The following is an 18,917-nucleotide window of genomic DNA, read 5'->3' as shown; positions in this document are numbered from 1 at the left end:
ACGTGTCTTTCTGGCTCGAATTGCTCATCTGTTTCTTTCTGCTGACCGGCAGCCTGTTCGCCTTGATCGGGGCGATCGGATTGTTCCGGCTGCCGGATTTCTTCACCCGTCTGCATGGCCCGACCAAGGCCACCACTCTTGGCGTCGGCGGCATCATCATCGGCTCGGCGATTTTCTTCAGCCATCATGGCGAGGGCCTGAGCCTGCATGAGCTGCTGATCACCCTGTTCCTGTTCATCACCGCCCCGGTCAGTGCGCACATGCTGGCCAAGGCAGCCATGCAGCAGAAACTCGAAACCATCGAGCGCACCCGCGGCAAGCCGTGGGACTGATCTAGATCACGATGCTGCTGGGGGAGGGTTGATGCTCGTTCTCCTGGCTCAGCTGCTTGACCAGCGCCTGCTGTAGCTGCGTGCACAACTGCAGGTCCGACAGCGGCTGATTGTCGGCGTTGGTCACGAAGAAGACGTCTTCGACCCGTTCACCCATTGTGGCGATCTTGGCGTTCTGCACGGAAAGGTCGAACTCCAGGAACAGCTGGCCGATGCGTGCCAGCAAGCCGGGGCGATCCGGCGCGATGACCTCGATGATGGTCTGTGGCCGCTGGGTGTCGTTGTGGATGGTGACCTGTGGCGGAAAGGCGAAGTGCTTGAGCTGCCGCGGGACGTGCCGCTTTATGATCGTCAGGTAGTCCTCGGGATTGCGCAGCGCCTCGGTGAGGCCCTGGCGGATCTCCTGGATGCGCTCGGGATCGTTGCCGATCGGTGCGCCATCGGCGTCCAGCACGATGTAGGTGTCGAGGGTGAACTGGCTGCTGGAGGTGATGATGCGGGCGTCGTGGATGTTCAGGTTGAGCTGGTCCATCGCCGCCACCGTCACGGCGAAGAAGTCATGCTGGTCGGCGGCATAGATGAATATCTGCGTGCCACCCTCGAATTCGTGCTGGGTGGTTTCCTTGATCAGAACCAGAGGCTCGCTGCTGTCGCCGTGCCGGAGGATCGCCTGGGTATGCCAGGCCACGTCGGTCGATGAGTGGCGCATGAAGTAGTCGTCACCCAGTTGCGCCCACAGTTGCTCGGCCTCGTCCGGGTCGGTGCCGTTGCGCACCAGGCTGTCGAGCCCCGCCCGTTGGGTCTGGCGAATCTGCTCCTCGCGCTCCAGCGGGTTTTCCAGCCCGCGCTTGAGTGCCCGCTTGGTCGCGGTGTACAGCTGACGCAGCAGGCTGGCCCGCCAGGAATTCCACAGTGTCGGGTTGGTGGCGTTGATGTCGGCCACGGTGTGCACGTACAGATAGTCCAGGTGGGTTTCATCGCCGACCGCCTGGGCGAAGTCGTTGATCACCTGCGGGTCGGAGAGATCCTTGCGCTGGGCGGTCGTCGACATCACCAGGTGGTTCTCAACCAGCCAGACCACCAGGCGCGTATCCCAGGCCGGCAGCTTGTGGCGGATGCAGAACGCCTGGGCGTCCACGGCGCCGAGCTCGGAGTGGTCGCCGCCGCGGCCCTTCGCGATGTCGTGATAAAGGCCGGCGATATAGATCAGCTCGGGCTTGGGCAGGCGCTCCACGATCTTGCTGGCCAGCGGATACTTCTCCGCGACGCCGGGTTTGCTCAGCTTGCGCAGGTACTTGATGACGTTGAGGGTGTGCGCATCCACGGTATAGATGTGGAACAGGTCGTGCTGCATCTGCCCGACTATATGACCGAACTCGGGAAGGTAGCGGCCGAGGATTCCGTAGCGATTCATCCGACGCAGGTTGCGATGGATACCTTCCTTGCACTTGAACAGCTCGACGAACAGGCTGGTGTTGCGGATATCGCTGCGGAACTCGTCGTCGATCAGGTGCCGGTGGTCGCGCAGCAGGCGGATGGTTTCGGCGCGCACACCCTGAATCCGAGGGTTCTGCGCCAGCAGCACGAAGACCTCGAGGATGGCGAAGGGCGTGCGTTTGAATACCGAGTCGTTGGCGACCTCCAGGTAGTTGTCGCGCACCAGGAAGCGGCTGTTGAGCGGCACGGCCGGCCCGCTGTCGCCTTCCCAGAGAATCACCTCGGCAAAGTGCTGGCCCACCAGGTCGCTGAGTTCGGAAACGCTCATCACCACCCGGTAGTACTTCTGCATGAAACGCTCGATCGCGAGCTTGGCGTCGTTGTCTTCGTAGCCGAGCAGAGCGGCGAGGCTGCGCTGGTGATCGAACAGCAGGCGATCCTCGGCACGGCCGGCCAGCATGTGCAGCCCGTAACGGACGCGCCAGAGAAACGCCTGGGCCGAAACCAGCAGCGAGTTTTCGCCTTCGGTGAGAAAGCCCTGGTCGACGATGGCGTTCAGGTTCAGCGTGCCGAACTGGCGGCGTGCGATCCAGAGGATGGTCTGGATGTCGCGCAGCCCGCCCGGAGAGCCTTTGACATTGGGCTCCAGGTTGTACTCGGTATTGTTGTACTTGGAATGACGGGCGCGTTGCTCGTTGCGCTTGGCGAGGAAGAATTCCTTGCTCGGCCACATTTCGTTCGGGCTGGTGACCTTCAGCATGTCTTGCCGCAGGTGCTCGGGGCCGGCGATGGTGCGGCTTTCCATCAGGTTGGTGACCACCGTCAGGTCCGCGCGCGCCTCTTCGGCGCATTCGGCCACCGAACGCACGCTCTGGCCGACCTCCAGGCCGATGTCCCAGAGCAGGGTCAGAAAACCTTCGATGGCCTCGCGGAAAATTTCCCGGTCGCTGTCATCGAGCAGGATCAGCAGGTCGATGTCGGAGTAGGGGTGCAACTCGCCGCGGCCATAACCGCCCACCGCCACCAGCGCGATATCGGCATCTTCGTTCCAGTCGAAGCGCTGCCAGGCGGCGCGCAGGATCTGGTCGACGAACCAGGCCCGGTCTTCCACCAGGCGCCGGATATCCCGTCCGGCCAGGAAGCGCGCATCGAGAATCTTGCGCGCCTTGCCGATCACCTTCTTGAAGGCGGCGATGGGGCTGGACTTGAGCGCCAGCTCGGCCTGGAATTGACTGCGATCGAACAGCTCGGGGTCAACCTGCGGCATGCGCTGGCCCTCCTTCGAGGAAGCTGGCTGGGGAAATGGGTCAGGCCGATGTGCGCGCGATGGTGTCGTCCTTGCGCAGCGTGAATATCTCGTAGCCATCGGCGGTGACCACGATGGTGTGCTCCCACTGCGCCGACAGTTTCCGATCCTTGGTGATGGCGGTCCAGCCATCGCCCAGCAGGCGGGTCTCGGCGCGTCCCTGATTGATCATCGGCTCGATGGTGAAGGTCATGCCTTCCTTCAGTTCCAGGCCGGTGCCGGCGCGGCCGTAATGCAGCACCTGCGGCTCTTCGTGGAAGACCTTGCCGATGCCGTGGCCGCAGTATTCGCGAACCACGGAAAAACCGTTCTTCTCCGCATGCTTCTGGATCACCTCGCCGATATCGCCGAGACGGGTGCCGGGGCGGACGATCTCGATACCCTTGTAGAGGCATTCCTGGGTGACGCGGCACAGTCGTTCGGCCCATTCGGGAACCTTGCCGACCATGAACATCCGGCTGGTGTCGCCGTGGTAGCCGTCCTTGATCACGGTGATGTCGACATTGAGGATGTCGCCATCCTTCAGTGGCTTGTCATTGGGGATGCCATGGCAGACCACGTGGTTGATCGAAGTGCAGATGGACTTGGGAAAGCCCTTGTAGTTGAGCGGTGCCGGAATTGCCTGCTGCACGTTGACGATGTGATCGTGGCAGAGGCGGTCCAGTTCGTCGGTGGTGACGCCGGGGCGAATGTGTTCTTCGAGCATTTCCAGCACCTCGGCGGCCAGGCGGCCGGCGATACGCATCTTCTCGATATCTTCAGGCGTCTTGATGGTGACAGTCATTGGGAACTCTCGGGGTGCGGAAAGGGAAAGGCGCTATGTTAGCAGCTTGAAACAGGGCGGTGCGGGTGGGGCGAAGGAGCGGCATCGCGCGCCGGATATCGGTTCCGCGCTTGCCGCCTATGGCGTCCAGCTTTGCGTTTGTGCTATAAAACGCGCCGCTCAACGGGGACCACCGTTTTGCTTGAATTCCACACACGTGTCGACACGGTATCCTGGGTGCTCGAAAGAGTTGGATATCGGGGCGCGTGGAGGCCTAACCCGACTTATCTGAGGAAGTACCAAATGACTCAAGTCACCATGCGCGACATGCTGAAGGCCGGTGTGCACTTCGGCCACCAGACCCGTTACTGGAACCCGAAAATGAACAAGTACATTTTCGGCGCGCGCAACAAGATCCATATCATCAACCTCGAAAAAACCCTGCCGATGTTCAACGACGCGCTGCAGTTCGTTGAAAAGCTGGCTGCGGGCAAGAACAAGATCCTGTTCGTCGGCACCAAGCGCTCCGCTGGCAAGATCGTTCGCGAAGAAGCTGCACGTTGCGGCTCGCCGTACGTCGATCATCGCTGGTTGGGCGGCATGCTGACCAACTACAAGACCATCCGTGCGTCGATCAAGCGCCTGCGCGAGCTGGAAACCCAGTCCCAGGACGGTACTTTCGACAAGCTGACCAAGAAAGAAGCGCTGATGCGCACCCGTGACCTCGAGAAGCTCGAGCGCAGCCTGGGTGGTATCAAGGATATGGGCGGTCTGCCGGACGCCATGTTCGTCGTCGACGTCGACCACGAGCGCATCGCCATCAGCGAAGCCAACAAGCTGGGCATCCCGGTCATCGGCATCGTCGATACCAACAGCAGCCCGGAAGGCGTCGACTACATCATCCCCGGTAACGATGATGCAATCCGTGCCGTGCAACTCTATCTGGGCTCCATGGCCGACGCCGTGCTGCGTGGCCGCCAGAACGGCACCGGCGGTGCCGAGCAGTTCGTCGAAGAAGCCGCCCCTGAGGCTGCTCAAGGCTGAGCGAGTAGTACGCCTAGTTGATACCCGGTGAACAAGAAGGGGGCTATGCCCCCTTTTTGCCACTTCCGAATTGATCGCCCGAGCGAAGGGCGATGTCGATAACGAATCGAGAGGATTTGCGAACATGGCAGAGATTACTGCAGCCCTGGTTAAAGAACTGCGCGAGCGCACCGGCCAAGGCATGATGGATTGCAAAAAGGCACTCACCGCCGCTGGCGGCGACATCGAGAAAGCCATTGACGACATGCGTGCCGCTGGCGCCATCAAGGCCGCCAAGAAAGCCGGCAACATCGCTGCCGAAGGCTCGATCGCCGTCAAGGTCGCCGATGACAACAAGCGTGCCGTGATCATCGAAGTCAACTCCCAGACCGACTTCCTGGCTCTGCAGGAAGACTTCAAGAACTTCGTCGCCAACAGCGTCGAGCAGGCCTTCGCCGAGAACATGACCGATGCCGCTCCGCTGATCGCCGCTCAGGAGAGCAATCGCGAAGCGCTGGTCGCCAAGTGCGGCGAAAACGTCAACATCCGTCGCCTGACTGCCGTTTCCGGCGAAACCGTGGGTGCCTATCTGCACGGCCACCGCATCGGTGTTCTGGTCGTTCTGAAAGGCGGCAACGAGGAGCTGGCCAAGCATGTCGCCATGCACGTCGCTGCTTCCAACCCGGCGGTCGTCTCTCCGGATCAGGTCTCGGAAGAGCTGGTCGCCAAGGAGAAGGAAATCTTCCTGCAGCTGAACGCCGAGAAGATTGCCGGCAAGCCGGAAAACATCGTCGAAAACATGGTCAAGGGCCGTATCAACAAGTTCCTGGCCGAAGCCAGCCTGGTCGAGCAAGCCTTCATCATGGATCCGGAAGTCAAGGTCGGTGACCTGGTGAAGAAAGCCGGTGCCGAAATCGTTTCCTTCGTGCGTTACGAAGTGGGCGAAGGCATCGAGCGCGCCGAGGTCGACTTCGCCGCTGAAGTCGCTGCCCAGGTCGCCGCTACCAAGCAGTAAGGTCTCCCTGCTGTCCTCGAAGAGGCTGCCCGCTCACGCGCGCGGCCTCTTTGTCGAATTGGGCGGCGGAATAGTTTTTTTCGTCACGTTATAGTCACCGCCTGGCACCAATCCACGGCTGCGCTGTCATAGCGCCGTTGTTCGCTGGTTGGAACGCCAGTTCAGTCATGTACGCCGCAGGAGAGACAACGCCAATGGCTCAGCAGATGAGTGCACGCAATCCTCGCTATAAACGCATTCTGCTCAAATTAAGCGGCGAAGCCCTGATGGGCTCGGAAGATTTCGGCATCGATCCCAAGGTGCTCGATCGTATGGCGCTGGAAGTCGGCCAGCTGGTCGGAATCGGCGTCGAGGTCGGTCTGGTCATCGGCGGCGGCAACCTGTTTCGCGGCGCGGCGTTGTCGGCGGCCGGGATGGATCGCGTCACTGGCGACCACATGGGCATGCTGGCGACCGTCATGAACGCCCTGGCCATGCGCGATGCGCTGGAGCGCTCGAATATTCCCGCGCTGGTGATGTCTGCCATCTCCATGGTCGGCGTCACCGATCATTACGACCGCCGCAAGGCCATGCGCCATCTCAAGAGCGGTGAAGTGGTGATCTTCTCGGCTGGTACCGGCAATCCGTTCTTCACCACCGATTCGGCCGCCTGCCTGCGCGCCATCGAGATTCATGCGGACGTCGTGCTCAAGGCCACCAAGGTCGATGGCGTCTACACGGCCGATCCGTTCAAGGATCCGAATGCCGAGAAATTCGAGCAGTTGACCTATGATGACGTGCTCGACCGCAAGCTGGGTGTGATGGACCTGACGGCCATCTGCCTGTGTCGTGACCACGACATGCCGCTGCGGGTATTCAACATGAACAAGCCCGGCGCCCTGCTCAATATCGTACTTGGCGGCGCTGAAGGAACCCTGATCGAGGAACCGAATCAATGATCAACGAGATCAAGCAAGACGCGCAGGAGCGCATGAAGAAGAGCCTGGAGTCCCTGGGGCACGCATTCGCCAAGATCCGCACCGGGCGCGCGCATCCGAGCATCCTCGACGGCGTGATGGTTTCCTACTACGGCAGTGATACGCCCCTGCGCCAGGTCGCCAACGTCACCGTCGAGGATTCCCGCACGCTGGCGCTGACCGTGTTCGACAAGAGCATGATCCAGGCTGTCGAAAAAGCCATCATGACCTCCGACCTGGGCCTGAATCCGGCCACTGCCGGTACCACCATTCGCGTGCCGATGCCGGCGCTGACCGAGGAAACCCGCAAGGGCTTCACCAAGCAGGCGCGTGCCGAGGCCGAGAACTCCCGGGTTGCAGTGCGCAACATCCGCCGTGATGCGCTTGCCCAGCTCAAGGAGTTGGTCAAGGAGAAGGAGATCAGCGAAGACGAAGAGCGTCGCGGCCAGGACGACGTGCAGAAGCTGACCGACAAGTACGTTGCGGAGATCGACAAGGCGCTGGAAAGCAAGGAACAGGATCTGATGGCGGTGTGATGCCGTTTTCGATCTCGTCCATCCGGACCGCTCGTGTCGGAACCTGTCGGCCTGAAACGGGTCGGCAGGCTAGGGGATTTCGTTATACCCCAGGGGGTCGTTCGGCGACTCCTCCAATTGTTTGCAGCGTGAATGAGCGCAGGTAGAGTCGTTTGATGGAAAAGGTCAGGCAGATTGCCCGGTGGAACGTACCCCGCCATGTGGCAATCATCATGGATGGCAACAACCGCTGGGCAAAGAGGCGTCTCCTGCCGGGCGTGGCTGGACACAAGGCCGGTGTCGATGCGGTTCGGGCCGTGATCGAGGTGTGTGCCGAGTCCGGTGTCGAAGTCCTTACACTGTTCGCCTTCTCCAGCGAGAACTGGCAAAGGCCCGCCGACGAGGTGGGCGCGTTGATGGAGCTGTTCCTGACGGCCCTGCGTCGGGAAGCCCGCAAACTCAACGAGAACGGCATCCGTCTGCGCATCATCGGCGATCGCAGCCGCTTCCATGCCGATCTGCAGGCCGCCATGCTCGAAGCGGAGGCCATGACCGCCGGGAACGACCGTTTCGTTCTGCAGGTGGCCGCCAATTACGGTGGCCAGTGGGACATCATGCAGGCCGCACAGCATGTGGCCCGAGAGGCGCAGGCAGGCCGGCTCGACCCGAATGCCGTGACTCCCGAGCTCTTCCAGAGCTTTCTCGCCACCGGAAACATGCCGCTGCCGGATCTGTGTATCCGTACGGGCGGCGAGCGGCGCATCAGCAATTTCCTGTTATGGCAGCTCGCCTATGCCGAGCTGTACTTCTCCGACCTGTTCTGGCCGGATTTCAAGCAGCGCGCCATGCGTGAGGCATTGGCCGATTTCGCCAAGCGTCAGCGGCGTTTCGGTAAAACCAGCGACCAGATCGAAACCGAGGTCCGTGCGGAATGTTGAAGCAACGCATCATCACGGCTGCCATTCTCCTGCCGATCGCGCTGATCGGCTTTTTTCTTCTCGAAGGCCTGGCCTTCGCCCTGTTCATTGGTCTGGTCGTGTCGCTCGGAGCCTGGGAGTGGGCGCGCCTGGCCGGGTTCGCCGGGCAGCCGGTGCGAGTCGGCTATGCGCTGGTGGTGGTGCTGCTCCTGGCTCTGCTCCACCAGGCACCGGCCCTGGCGCCCTGGTTGCTGGTCGCCGGCGGTATCTGGTGGCTGGCCGCCACGGCACTGGTGCTGAGCTATCCGGACAGCCGCAGATACTGGGGCGGCGCGCCTGGTAGCCTGATCATCGGGCTGTTGGTGCTGCTGCCTGCCTGGCAGGCGCTGGTCGTGCTCAAGCAATGGCAGCTGGGCAACTGGCTGATCCTGGCGGTGATGGTGCTGGTGTGGGCGGCCGATATCGGTGCCTATTTCTCCGGCAAGCGCTTCGGGCGCCGCAAGCTCGCGCCGCAGGTCAGTCCGGGCAAGAGCTGGGAAGGGCTTCTCGGTGGTCTGCTGACCAGCCTGCTGATCACTTTCTGCGTCGGGCTTTATCGCGGCTGGTCCATGGGCGAACTGGTCCTGGCGCTGCTGGGTGCCGCGCTGGTGGTGCTGATCTCCGTGGTAGGCGACCTGACCGAAAGCATGTTCAAGCGCAGCTCTGGCATCAAGGACAGCAGCCAGCTGCTGCCAGGGCATGGGGGCGTGATGGATCGTATCGACAGTCTCACCGCCGCGGTTCCGGTGTTCGCCTTGTTGTTGTGGATGGCTGGCTGGGGTGCCTGGTGAACAGACCCTTACAGGTAACGGTACTCGGGGCGACAGGCTCCATCGGCTTGAGCACGCTGGATGTCGTCGCTCGCCATCCGCAGCATTACCAGGCTTTCGCGTTGACCGCCTTCAGCCGTATCGCCGAACTGCGAGCACTCTGCCAGCGGCATGCGCCGCGCTATGCCGTGGTTGCCGACGCCGAGCAGGCGCGCGCGTTGCAGGCGCAACTGCTCGCTGATGGCCTGCAGACGCGAGTGCTGGTCGGCGAGGGTGGGTTGAGCGAAGTCGCCGTGCATCCTGAAGTGGATGTGGTGATGGCGGCCATCGTCGGTGCTGCCGGGTTGCGCCCGACGCTGTCGGCGGTGCAGGCCGACAAGCGCGTGCTGCTGGCCAACAAGGAAGCGCTGGTGATGTCCGGCGCGCTGTTCATGCAGGCGCTGCGTGACAGCGCCGCGGTATTGCTGCCGATCGACAGTGAGCACAACGCGATCTTCCAGTGCCTGCCCGGCAACTATTCCAACGGGCTGACCAAGGTCGGCGTGCGCCGCATTCTGCTGACCGCATCCGGTGGTCCGTTCCGTGAACTGCCCGTCGAGCGATTGGCTGCCGTGACGCCCGAACAGGCCTGTGCGCATCCGAACTGGTCGATGGGGCGCAAGATTTCGGTGGACTCGGCCAGCATGATGAACAAGGGGCTCGAGCTGATCGAGGCCTGCTGGCTGTTCGATGCGCGGCCCGATCAGGTGGAGGTCGTCGTTCATCCACAGAGCGTGATCCATTCGATGGTCGACTACATCGACGGCTCGGTGCTGGCGCAGCTGGGCAATCCGGACATGCGCACGCCGATCGCCCATGCGCTGGCATGGCCCGAGCGGATCGACTCCGGTGTGTCGCCGCTGGATCTGCTGCAGATCGGACAGCTCGAATTCCGCGCGCCCGACGAGCAGCGCTTCCCCTGTCTGCGGCTGGCGCGGCAGGCCGCAGAGCAATGCGGGACGGCTCCGGCAATGCTCAACGCCGCCAACGAGATCGCCGTCGAAGCCTTTCTGCAGGGGCGCATACGCTTCACCGAGATCGCGAGTATCATCGAGAGCGTTCTGGAGCGGCAGGCGTCGGTCGCGGTGCGCTGCCTGGAAGACGTGCTCGCCGCCGACGAGCAGGCTCGCCGCCTGGCCATGGGCTGGCTGGATGGCCGCGGTTGCTGATCGATCGCTCAGTCAGGCAGGTGCTGCAGCGACTGTCGTTCGTGTTACCGGCTCGAACCCGATCCCGCGAGGATTCGATGCCTGAAGGCCTTTCGAGGCAGAGGTTTTTATGAGCGCGCTGTACATGATCATCGGCACCCTGGTCGCACTGGGTGTGCTGGTTACCTTTCACGAGTACGGTCATTTCTGGGTGGCACGGCGTTGTGGCGTCAAGGTGCTGCGCTTCTCGGTGGGCTTCGGCAGCCCGCTGCTGCGCTGGCATGACCGGCATGGCACCGAGTTCGTGGTGGCGGCGATTCCGCTCGGCGGCTACGTGAAGATGCTCGACGAGCGCGAAGGCGAGGTTCCCGAGAGCTTGCTGAGCCAGGCGTTCAATCGAAAGAGCGTCAAGCAGCGTATCGCGATCGTTTCGGCAGGGCCGCTGGCCAACTTCATTCTGGCGCTGCTGTTCTTCTGGGTGCTGGCGATGCTCGGCAGCGAGCAGATCCGGCCGGTGGTCGGCGCGGTCCAGCCCGGCAGCATGGCCGAGCAGGCTGGACTGATGCCGGGGCAGGAAATCGTTGCGGTCAATGGCGAACGTACCGAGGGCTGGGCCGGCGTCAACCTGCAGTTGATTCGCCGTCTCGGGGAGAGCGGTGTGCTCGACCTGCATGTGCGTGATCTGCAGGGCTCCGCCGAACAGCATCTGCAACTGCAGCTCAGCGACTGGTTGAAAGGAGTCGAGGAGCCCGATCCCATCGGTTCGCTGGGAATCCGCCCCTGGCGCCCGGAAATCCCGCCGGTCATTGCTCAACTGGATCCCGAGGGCCCGGCGCAGAAGGCTGGCATCGCCCTGGGGGATCGCCTGCTGAGCCTCGACGGCCAGCCATTGAATGAGTGGCAGGAGGTTATCGATCAGGTCGGCCGGCTACCGGGCAAATCGGTGTCGTTGCAGGTCGAGCGCGACGGTCTGCAGCTGGAGGTGCCGCTGACGCTCGCCGTGCGTGGCGAAGGCGACAGTCAGCGAGGTTACCTGGGTGCCGGCGTCGAGGCGGGTGAGTGGCCGGCGGAAATGCTCCGCGAAGTGAGCTACGGCCCGCTGGCGGCGGTGGGCGAGGGGCTCGAGCGCACCTGGACGATGAGTGTTCTGACCCTCGATTCGCTGCGCAAAATGCTCTTCGGGGAGCTCTCGGTAAAAAACTTGAGCGGCCCGATAACCATTGCTAAAGTGGCGGGCGCTTCTGCCCAGTCGGGGTTCGGGGATTTTCTCAACTTCCTTGCCTACCTGAGCATCAGTTTGGGGGTTCTCAATCTGTTACCGATCCCGGTGCTTGATGGGGGGCACCTGCTGTTCTATCTCGTCGAATGGGTCCGTGGACGTCCCTTGTCGGACAGGGTGCAGGGGTGGGGCGTACAGATCGGTATCAGCCTGGTGGTTGGGGTGATGCTGCTAGCGCTGGTCAATGATCTTGGCCGCTTGTAATGCCGAAATGTCACCGCGCCAAGCGCAAGTTCAATTATCAGGTTTGAATAAGAAAGGACTTCATGAAACGTCTGCTGCTACCTGCGGTGATTTCCGCATTGATGATCGCCGAGGTTCACGCCGAGTCTTTCACGATTTCCGATATCCGCGTCAACGGTCTGCAGCGGGTTTCCGCCGGTAGCGTATTCGGTGCATTGCCTCTGAACGTGGGGCAGGCAACCGACGATGCGCGCCTGGTCGAGGCGACCCGCGCATTGTTCCGGACCGGCTTCTTCGAGGACATCCAGCTCGGTCGCGAAGGCGACGTGCTGGTGATCAGCGTGGTGGAAAGACCATCGATTTCGAGCATCGAGATCGACGGCAACAAGGCGATCAAGACCGAAGACCTGCTCTCCGGACTGCAGCAGTCGGGGCTGGCCGAAGGCGAGATCTTCCAGCGAGCCACCCTCGAAGGCGTGCGCAACGAACTGCAGCGCCAGTACGTCGCCCAGGGCCGCTACTCGGCGACCATCGAGACCGAGGCCATTGCCCAGCCGCGCAACCGGGTCGCCCTGAAGATCAAGATCAACGAAGGCTCGGTGGCGGCGATCAAGCACATCAACGTCGTCGGCAACAGTGTCTTCGCCGACGAAGACCTGGTGGACCTGTTCGAGCTGAAGACGACCAACTGGCTGTCGTTCTTCCGCAACGACGACAAGTATGCCCGCGAAAAACTCTCCGGCGACCTCGAGCGCCTGCGCTCCTACTACCTGGATCGCGGCTACATCAACATGGATATCACCTCGACCCAGGTATCCATCACGCCGGACAAGAAGGACGTCTACGTCACCGTGAACATCGCCGAAGGCGAGCGTTACACCGTGCGCGACGTCAAGCTCAGCGGCGATCTCAAGGTACCGCAGGAAGAGCTGCAGGCACTGCTGCTCGCCAAGGAAGGGCAGGTGTTTTCGCGCAAGGTCATGACCACGACCTCCGAACTGATCACCCGCCGCCTGGGCAACGAGGGCTACACCTTCGCCAACGTCAATGGCGTGCCCGAAGCCCATGACGAAGACAACACCGTATCCATCACCTTCGTGGTCGATCCGGGCAAGCGCGCATACGTCAACCGCATCAATTTCCGCGGCAACACCAAGACCGAAGACGAAGTGCTGCGTCGCGAGATGCGCCAGATGGAAGGCGGCTGGGCCTCGACTTACCTGATCGACCAGTCCAAGGTCCGCCTCGAGCGCCTGGGCTTCTTCAAGGAAGTCAACGTCGAGACGCCCCAGGTGCCGGGTACCGACGACCAGATCGACGTCAACTACAGCGTCGAGGAACAGCCGTCCGGTTCGATCATGGCCAGTATCGGCTTCGCCCAGAACGCGGGCCTGATCCTCGGTGGCTCGATCAGCCAGAACAACTTCCTCGGTACCGGCAACCGTGTGAGCCTCGGCCTCAACCGCAGCGAATACCAGACGCGCTACAACTTCGGCTTCGTCGATCCCTACTGGACCGAAGACGGCGTGAGCCTCGGCTACAACGCCTTCTATCGCACCACCGACTACGACGAGCTCGATTACGATGTGTCCAGCTACTCGGTGGACAGCCTGGGTGGCGGCGTCAATATCGGTTATCCGATCAGCGAAACCTCACGCCTGTCCTTCGGGCTTACCGTGCAGCAGGACGACCTGGACACCGGCCGCTATACCGTCGACGAGATATACGACTTCATGGAGGAGGAAGGCGACAGCTTCCTCAACTTCAAAGCATCGGTGGGCTGGTCCGAATCGACGCTAAACCGGGGCGTGCTGGCGACTCGTGGCCATTCGCAGAGCCTGGTGTTCGAAACCACCATTCCGGGCAGCGATCTGTCGTTCTACAAGCTCGACTACAACGGCCAGTTGTTCGTGCCCATGACCCAGAACTACACCCTGCGCATGCATACGCGCCTGGGTTATGGCGACGCCTATGGCTCCACCTCGCGCCTGCCGTTCTACGAGCATTACTATGCCGGTGGCTTCAACTCGGTGCGTGGCTTCGAAGACAGCAGCCTCGGCCCGCGCAGTACGCCGAGCCAGGCCTATCACCCTGTTACCGGAGCTCCGTTGACGGGTGAAGGCCAGTGCGGTGTCGATAGACAGGGGCGGCCTACCTGTACCGATGATCAGGATCCGAGGCCCTTCGGTGGTAACGTGCTGGTCCAGGGTGGTCTCGAGGTGCTGTTCCCGATGCCGTTCGTCAAGGATCAGCGCTCGCTGCGCACCTCTTTCTTCTGGGATGTTGGTAATGTGTTCGATACCAACTGCCCGTCCGGTTCGAACAATTGTAGCGATATCGATTTCGGCGACATGGCCAGTTCGGTCGGCGTGGGTCTGACCTGGATCACCGCCATGGGGCCGCTGAGTTTCAGCCTGGCGATGCCGGTGGTGAAGCCGGACGATGCCGATACGCAGGTGTTCCAGTTCTCCCTGGGGCAGACTTTCTAATCAACTGGTGCCGCCGGTATCAGGGTTTTTCAGGAGTGGTTTAAATCGTGCGCAAGTTGACTCAACTGTTTCTCGTCGCCGCCGCGCTGGTAGCGACCCCGGCATTCGCCGACATGAAGATCGCCGTCATGAACTACCAGATGGCGCTGCTCGAGTCCGACGCGGCCAAGCGTTACTCGGTGGATGCCGAGAAGAAGTTCGGCCCGCAGCTGGAAAAGCTGAAGAACCTCGAGAGCGATGCCAAGCGTATCCAGGACCGCCTGGTCAAGGATGGCGACAAGATGCAGCAGGCCGAACGCGAGCGCCTCGAGCTCGAGTTCAAGCAGAAGGCCCGTGACTTCCAGTTCCAGTCCAAGGAGCTCAACGAGTCCAAGGCCGTGGCCGACCGCGAAATGCTCAAGCAGCTCAAGCCCAAGCTGGACAAGGCGGTGGAAGAAGTCATCAAGAAGGGCGATTACGACCTGGTGTTCGAGCGCGGCGCGGTGGTCGATGTCAAGCCGCAGTACGACATCACCCGTCAGGTCATCGAGCGCATGAACCAGCTGCGTTGATATGGCCGATTCAATCGCATTGACGCTCGGGCATTTGGCCGGGCACTTGGGCGCCACGCTTCGTGGCGATCCGGACAAGGTCGTTACCGGGCTGGCTACCTTGCAGGATGCCGGGCCCGGGCAGCTGAGTTTTCTCGCCAACGCACAGTACCGCCGTTACCTGGCCGATTGCCGCGCCGGCGCGGTATTGCTGACCTCGGCCGACGCCGAAGGTTATCCGGGTGCGGCGCTGGTCGTCGATAATCCCTATCTGGCCTATGCCCGCGCCTCGCACCTGTTCGAGACGCGCCCGCAGGTCACGCCGGGCATTCATCCCAGCGCAGTGGTGGACGCCGAGGCCGAGGTGCATCCCTCCGCCAGCATCGGTGCGCAGGTGGTCATCGAGGCCGGTGTGCGAATCGGTGCGGGCGTGGTGATCGGCGCGCAGTCCTTCATCGGCGCGCGCAGCTGCATCGGTGCCGGTGGTCGTCTGGCGCAGCGGGTCACGCTCGGGCATGACGTGATCATCGGTGAGCGGGTGGTGATCCAGCCGGGCGCGGTGATCGGCGGTGAAGGCTTCGGCTTCGCCAATGCCAAGGGCGTCTGGGAAAAGATCGCCCAGATCGGCGGCGTACGCATCGGCGATGACGTGGAGATCGGTGCCAACACCACCATCGACCGCGGCGCCCTGTCGGACACCCTGATCGGTAACGGCGTCAAGCTGGACAACCAGATCATGATCGCGCACAACGTGCAGATCGGCGATCACACGGCCATGGCGGGATGCTGCGGTATTTCCGGCAGCACCAAGATCGGCCGCCATTGCATGATCGCCGGGGGCGTCGGCATGGTCGGTCATATCGAGATCTGCGACAACGCCTTCATCACCGGCATGACCATGGTCACGCATTCGATCACCGAACCGGGCAGCTATTCGTCCGGTACCGCCGTGCAGCCTGCTGCCGATTGGCGCAAGAGCGTCGCCCGGTTCCGTCAGCTGGACAAGTTGGCTCGTCGTCTGCAACAGCTGGAAAAACGCCTGGATACCGTGACCCCAGCGGGAGATACGGCTTCTGATGCCTGACCTTATCGTCTGATTGTGGTTTTTCTGGACGATGCAGCCGTGCCGCCGCACAGGCGAGCCCCATAATTCTTACAGGCTTTTTCCTGACATGATGGACATCAACGAGATTCGCCAATACCTGCCTCACCGCTACCCGTTCCTGCTGGTCGACCGGGTCAGTGAGCTGGACATGGACGCCAAGCGTATTCGCGCCTACAAGAACGTTTCGATCAACGAGCCCTTCTTCGAGGGGCATTTCCCGCGCCATCCGATCATGCCGGGCGTGTTGATCATCGAGGCGATGGCGCAGGCGGCGGGTATCCTCGGCTTCAGAATGATGGAAACCAAACCCGACGACGGCACGCTCTACGTGTTCGTCGGCTCGGACAAGTTGCGCTTCCGCCAGCCCGTGGTGCCTGGCGATCAACTGGTTCTCGAAGCCAGCTTTCTCAGCGCCAAGCGCGGCATCTGGAAGTTCGAGTGCCGGGCCAGCGTCGATGGCAAGACGGCCTGCGCCGCCGAGATCATCTGTGCGGAACAGAAGATATGAGTCTGATCGACCCCCGCGCCATCGTCGATCCGACGGCCCGGCTGGCTGATGACGTCCAGGTCGGACCCTGGTCGATCATCGGTCCGGACGTCGAGATAGGCGAGGGGACGGTGATCGCCTCACATGTGATCGTCAAGGGGCCGACCCGTATCGGTCGCCACAACCGCATCTACCAGTTCTCGTCGATCGGCGAGGACACCCCGGATCTCAAGTACAAGGGCGAACCGACGCGACTGGTCATCGGCGATCACAATGTGATTCGCGAGGGTGTGACCATCCATCGCGGCACCATTCAGGATCGCTCCGAGACCACCATCGGTCACCACAACCTGATCATGGCCTATGCCCATATCGGTCACGACAGCGTGATCGCCGATCACTGCATCCTGGTCAACAACACCGCGCTGGCGGGACACGTGCATGTGGGCGACTGGGCGATCCTGTCGGGCTATACGCTGGTCCATCAGTATTGCCATATCGGAGCCCACAGCTTCGCCGGCATGGGCACTGCCATCGGCAAGGACGTGCCGGCGTTCGTCACCGTGTTCGGCAATCCGGCCGAGGCGCGCAGCATGAATTTCGAAGGCATGCGTCGGCGCGGTTTCAGCGCCGAGGCCATCCATGCCCTGCGCTGTGCCTACAAGACTGTTTACCGCAAGGGCCTGACGGTGGAAGCCGCGCTGGCCGAGTTGGTCGAGGACGCGCTGGCATTCCCCGAGGTCGCGCTGTTCCGTGATTCGGTCCAGTCTTCCACGCGCGGTATCACCCGCTGATATGAGCAGGCCGCTGACAGTGGCGCTGGTTGCCGGCGAGTCGTCCGGTGACATTCTCGGCGCGGGCCTGATGCAGGCACTCAAGGTCCGGCATCCGGACGTCGAATTCGTCGGGGTCGGTGGTGCGCGGATGGAAGCCGAAGGGCTGAAATCCTATTTCCCGCTCGAGCGTCTGGCGGTCATGGGGCTGGTCGAAGTGCTGGGGCGCCTGCCCGAGCTGCTGTCGCGCCGCAAGCGCCTGCTTCGCACCCTGCTGGATGTCAGGCCGGACGTGTTCATCGGCATCGATGCGCCGGATTTCAACCTGGATCTCGAGCTCAAGCTGCGTCGCGCCGGCATCAAGACGGTGCACTATGTCAGTCCCTCGGTATGGGCCTGGCGGCAGAAGCGCGTGCTGAAGATTCGCGACGGCTGCGATCTGATGCTGACGCTGTTTCCCTTCGAAGCGAAGTTCTACGACGCCCATCAGGTGGCGGTGCGCTTCGTCGGTCATCCGCTGGCCGACGCCATTCCGCTGTGTGCGGATCGGGACGCCGCGCGAGTGTTGCTGAACTTGCCGGCGGACGCGCCTATCGTTGCGCTGATGCCTGGAAGTCGTGGTGGCGAGGTGGCGCGTTTGGGTAGCCTGTTCCTGGATGCCGCCGAGCGGTTGCGTGGCTTGCGGCCCGGCATTCGCTTCGTCATGCCCTGCGCCAGCCCCGAGCGGCGTACGCAACTGGAGCAGATGCTGGCCGGACGGGACTTGCCCCTGACCCTGATCGACGGTCGTTCTCACGAGGCGCTCGCCGCCTGTGATGCGGTACTGATCGCATCGGGCACGGCAACGCTCGAGGCGCTGCTCTACAAGCGGCCGATGGTGGTGGCCTATCGCGTTGCGCCGCTGACCTTCAGCATCCTCAAGCGCATGGTCAAGAGCGCCTACGTGTCCCTGCCCAACCTGCTGGCACAGCGGCTGCTGGTGCCCGAGCTGTTGCAGGAGGCCGCGACCCCTGAGGCCATGGCTCAACTGCTCTCGCCGTTGCTCGAACATGGCGAGGTGCAGACCGAGGGTTTCGATGAAATCCATCGCACTCTGCGTCGCGATGCGTCCAGCCAGGCGGCCGATGCCGTGCTCGAGCTGGTTGGGAGACCGTGATGCAGTTCGGGCTCGATTTCAATCTCGTCGAAGAACTCGTCGCCGGCGTCGACGAGGTCGGTCGTGGCCCGCTCTGTGGTCCGGTGGTCACCGCGGCGGTGATTCTCGATCCGGCGCGGCCGATCCTCGGTCTCAACGACTCGAAGAAACTCAGCGAGGTTCGTCGCGAGGCGTTGTTCGAGGAAATCTGCGAGAAGGCCCTCGCCTGGTGCATCGCGCGTGCCGAGGTCGAGGAAATCGATCGGCTGAACATCCTTCACGCCACCATGCTGGCGATGCAGCGTGCGGTCGAAGGACTCAGCGTGACGCCGCGTCTGGCCCTGATCGACGGCAACCGCTGCCCACAGCTGTCGGTGCCCAGTGCGCCGGTCATCCAGGGCGATGGACAGGTGCCGGCAATCGCGGCGGCGTCGATACTGGCCAAGGTCAGTCGTGACCGCGAAATGTGCGCGCTGGATCTCTGTTACCCCGGCTACGGGCTGGCCGGCCACAAGGGTTACCCGACCGCGGCCCATCTGGAAGCCCTGCAACGGCTGGGGCCGACCATCATTCACCGGCGCTCCTTCGCGCCGGTGCGCAACCTGCTGGAGCAGGCTGCTCCGGTCGCCGAACCCCTCGTCGACAGCGCCTTGCTCGTCTGAGCATTCATCGGGCG

General features: G+C 62.4%; 18 protein-coding genes. 16 read left to right on the top strand and 2 right to left on the bottom strand.

The genetic code is table 11. The features are described from left to right. Positions 1 to 2: 2 nt before the first annotated feature. Positions 3 to 332 carry a Na+/H+ antiporter subunit G gene (locus EA795_RS11160; protein WP_014853655.1) on the top strand — a complete coding sequence of 110 codons (330 nt, stop codon included), beginning with the start codon at positions 3 to 5 and terminating at the stop codon, positions 330 to 332. Between the two features lies 1 nt (position 333). On the opposite strand, the gene EA795_RS11155 is transcribed toward EA795_RS11160, so the two are convergent. Next, a complete protein-coding gene (locus tag EA795_RS11155; protein WP_122077278.1) occupies positions 334 to 3,036 on the bottom strand; it encodes a [protein-PII] uridylyltransferase in 2,703 nt (900 codons plus the stop codon). A 40-nt stretch (positions 3,037 to 3,076) separates the two neighbouring features. After that, positions 3,077 to 3,859, bottom strand: coding sequence for a type I methionyl aminopeptidase (gene map, locus EA795_RS11150; RefSeq protein ID WP_014853653.1), 783 nt, complete (start codon positions 3,857 to 3,859; stop codon positions 3,077 to 3,079). A 282-nt stretch (positions 3,860 to 4,141) separates the two neighbouring features. On the opposite strand from map, the gene rpsB reads away from it, so the two are divergent. From rpsB to rnhB, 15 genes are all read left to right on the top strand, one after another. Next, a complete protein-coding gene (rpsB, locus tag EA795_RS11145) occupies positions 4,142 to 4,882 on the top strand; it encodes a 30S ribosomal protein S2 (RefSeq protein ID WP_014853652.1) in 741 nt (246 codons plus the stop codon). Positions 4,883 to 5,006: 124 nt separating this feature from the next. Next, the gene (gene tsf, locus EA795_RS11140) at positions 5,007 to 5,876 is read left to right on the top strand and encodes a translation elongation factor Ts (RefSeq protein WP_014853651.1); all 870 of its coding nucleotides are present in this window, start codon (positions 5,007 to 5,009) and stop codon (positions 5,874 to 5,876) included. 194 nt (positions 5,877 to 6,070) lie between these two features. Next, entirely contained in the window at positions 6,071 to 6,814 is a 744-nt protein-coding gene (gene pyrH / locus EA795_RS11135; RefSeq protein ID WP_014853650.1) for a UMP kinase, read from the top strand. After that, positions 6,811 to 7,368, top strand: a complete 558-nt coding sequence (gene frr / locus EA795_RS11130) for a ribosome recycling factor (RefSeq protein ID WP_014853649.1) — start codon at positions 6,811 to 6,813, stop codon at positions 7,366 to 7,368. Before pyrH ends, frr begins: the two co-directional genes overlap by 4 nt. Before the next feature lie 155 nt (positions 7,369 to 7,523). Beyond that, entirely contained in the window at positions 7,524 to 8,285 is a 762-nt protein-coding gene (gene uppS / locus EA795_RS11125) for a polyprenyl diphosphate synthase (RefSeq protein WP_014853648.1), read from the top strand. Then, complete coding sequence (locus tag EA795_RS11120; protein ID WP_122077275.1) at positions 8,279 to 9,094, top strand: phosphatidate cytidylyltransferase; 816 nt, start codon at positions 8,279 to 8,281, stop codon at positions 9,092 to 9,094. Before uppS ends, EA795_RS11120 begins: the two co-directional genes overlap by 7 nt. Beyond that, positions 9,091 to 10,281: a 1-deoxy-D-xylulose-5-phosphate reductoisomerase gene (gene ispC, locus EA795_RS11115; RefSeq protein WP_122077273.1), complete on the top strand. Its 1,191-nt coding sequence runs from the start codon at positions 9,091 to 9,093 to the stop codon at positions 10,279 to 10,281. Before EA795_RS11120 ends, ispC begins: the two co-directional genes overlap by 4 nt. Positions 10,282 to 10,390: 109 nt before the next feature. Further along, on the top strand, positions 10,391 to 11,743 hold the full coding sequence (rseP, locus tag EA795_RS11110; protein ID WP_122077270.1) for an RIP metalloprotease RseP: 1,353 nt from the start codon (positions 10,391 to 10,393) through the stop codon (positions 11,741 to 11,743). 62 nt (positions 11,744 to 11,805) lie between these two features. Beyond that, a complete protein-coding gene (gene bamA, locus EA795_RS11105) occupies positions 11,806 to 14,211 on the top strand; it encodes an outer membrane protein assembly factor BamA (RefSeq protein WP_122077268.1) in 2,406 nt (801 codons plus the stop codon). Between the two features lie 47 nt (positions 14,212 to 14,258). Then, positions 14,259 to 14,762: an OmpH/Skp family outer membrane protein gene (locus tag EA795_RS11100; RefSeq protein WP_058074332.1), complete on the top strand. Its 504-nt coding sequence runs from the start codon at positions 14,259 to 14,261 to the stop codon at positions 14,760 to 14,762. A gap of 1 nt (position 14,763) precedes the next feature. Beyond that, the gene (gene lpxD / locus EA795_RS11095; protein ID WP_122077265.1) at positions 14,764 to 15,825 is read left to right on the top strand and encodes a UDP-3-O-(3-hydroxymyristoyl)glucosamine N-acyltransferase; all 1,062 of its coding nucleotides are present in this window, start codon (positions 14,764 to 14,766) and stop codon (positions 15,823 to 15,825) included. Positions 15,826 to 15,913: 88 nt separating this feature from the next. Continuing rightward, positions 15,914 to 16,354, top strand: coding sequence for a 3-hydroxyacyl-ACP dehydratase FabZ (gene fabZ / locus EA795_RS11090; protein WP_058074334.1), 441 nt, complete (start codon positions 15,914 to 15,916; stop codon positions 16,352 to 16,354). Continuing rightward, on the top strand, positions 16,351 to 17,127 hold the full coding sequence (lpxA, locus tag EA795_RS11085; RefSeq protein WP_058074335.1) for an acyl-ACP--UDP-N-acetylglucosamine O-acyltransferase: 777 nt from the start codon (positions 16,351 to 16,353) through the stop codon (positions 17,125 to 17,127). Before fabZ ends, lpxA begins: the two co-directional genes overlap by 4 nt. Position 17,128: 1 nt before the next feature. After that, positions 17,129 to 18,262: a lipid-A-disaccharide synthase gene (gene lpxB, locus EA795_RS11080; protein WP_122077261.1), complete on the top strand. Its 1,134-nt coding sequence runs from the start codon at positions 17,129 to 17,131 to the stop codon at positions 18,260 to 18,262. Next, entirely contained in the window at positions 18,262 to 18,903 is a 642-nt protein-coding gene (rnhB, locus tag EA795_RS11075) for a ribonuclease HII (RefSeq protein WP_014853638.1), read from the top strand. Before lpxB ends, rnhB begins: the two co-directional genes overlap by 1 nt. Positions 18,904 to 18,917: the final 14 nt, after the last annotated feature.

The sequence above is a fragment of the Stutzerimonas nitrititolerans genome (assembly GCF_003696285.1).
Lineage (GTDB): Bacteria > Pseudomonadota > Gammaproteobacteria > Pseudomonadales > Pseudomonadaceae > Stutzerimonas > Stutzerimonas nitrititolerans.
This window is presented reverse-complemented; position numbering and strand designations above follow the sequence as displayed.

Bases quoted from the DNA above. Each gene is read 5' to 3' on its own strand.
- EA795_RS11155 (WP_122077278.1), bottom strand. From the start codon at position 3,036: ATGCCGCAGGTTGACCCCGAGCTGTTCGATCGCAGTCAATTCCAGGCC.
- map (WP_014853653.1), bottom strand. From the start codon at position 3,859: ATGACTGTCACCATCAAGACGCCTGAAGATATCGAGAAGATGCGTATC.
- rpsB (WP_014853652.1), top strand. From the start codon at position 4,142: ATGACTCAAGTCACCATGCGCGACATGCTGAAGGCCGGTGTGCACTTC.
- tsf (WP_014853651.1), top strand. From the start codon at position 5,007: ATGGCAGAGATTACTGCAGCCCTGGTTAAAGAACTGCGCGAGCGCACC.
- pyrH (WP_014853650.1), top strand. From the start codon at position 6,071: ATGGCTCAGCAGATGAGTGCACGCAATCCTCGCTATAAACGCATTCTG.
- frr (WP_014853649.1), top strand. From the start codon at position 6,811: ATGATCAACGAGATCAAGCAAGACGCGCAGGAGCGCATGAAGAAGAGC.
- uppS (WP_014853648.1), top strand. From the start codon at position 7,524: ATGGAAAAGGTCAGGCAGATTGCCCGGTGGAACGTACCCCGCCATGTG.
- EA795_RS11120 (WP_122077275.1), top strand. From the start codon at position 8,279: ATGTTGAAGCAACGCATCATCACGGCTGCCATTCTCCTGCCGATCGCG.
- rseP (WP_122077270.1), top strand. From the start codon at position 10,391: ATGAGCGCGCTGTACATGATCATCGGCACCCTGGTCGCACTGGGTGTG.
- bamA (WP_122077268.1), top strand. From the start codon at position 11,806: ATGAAACGTCTGCTGCTACCTGCGGTGATTTCCGCATTGATGATCGCC.
- lpxD (WP_122077265.1), top strand. From the start codon at position 14,764: ATGGCCGATTCAATCGCATTGACGCTCGGGCATTTGGCCGGGCACTTG.
- fabZ (WP_058074334.1), top strand. From the start codon at position 15,914: ATGATGGACATCAACGAGATTCGCCAATACCTGCCTCACCGCTACCCG.
- lpxA (WP_058074335.1), top strand. From the start codon at position 16,351: ATGAGTCTGATCGACCCCCGCGCCATCGTCGATCCGACGGCCCGGCTG.
- lpxB (WP_122077261.1), top strand. From the start codon at position 17,129: ATGAGCAGGCCGCTGACAGTGGCGCTGGTTGCCGGCGAGTCGTCCGGT.
- rnhB (WP_014853638.1), top strand. From the start codon at position 18,262: ATGCAGTTCGGGCTCGATTTCAATCTCGTCGAAGAACTCGTCGCCGGC.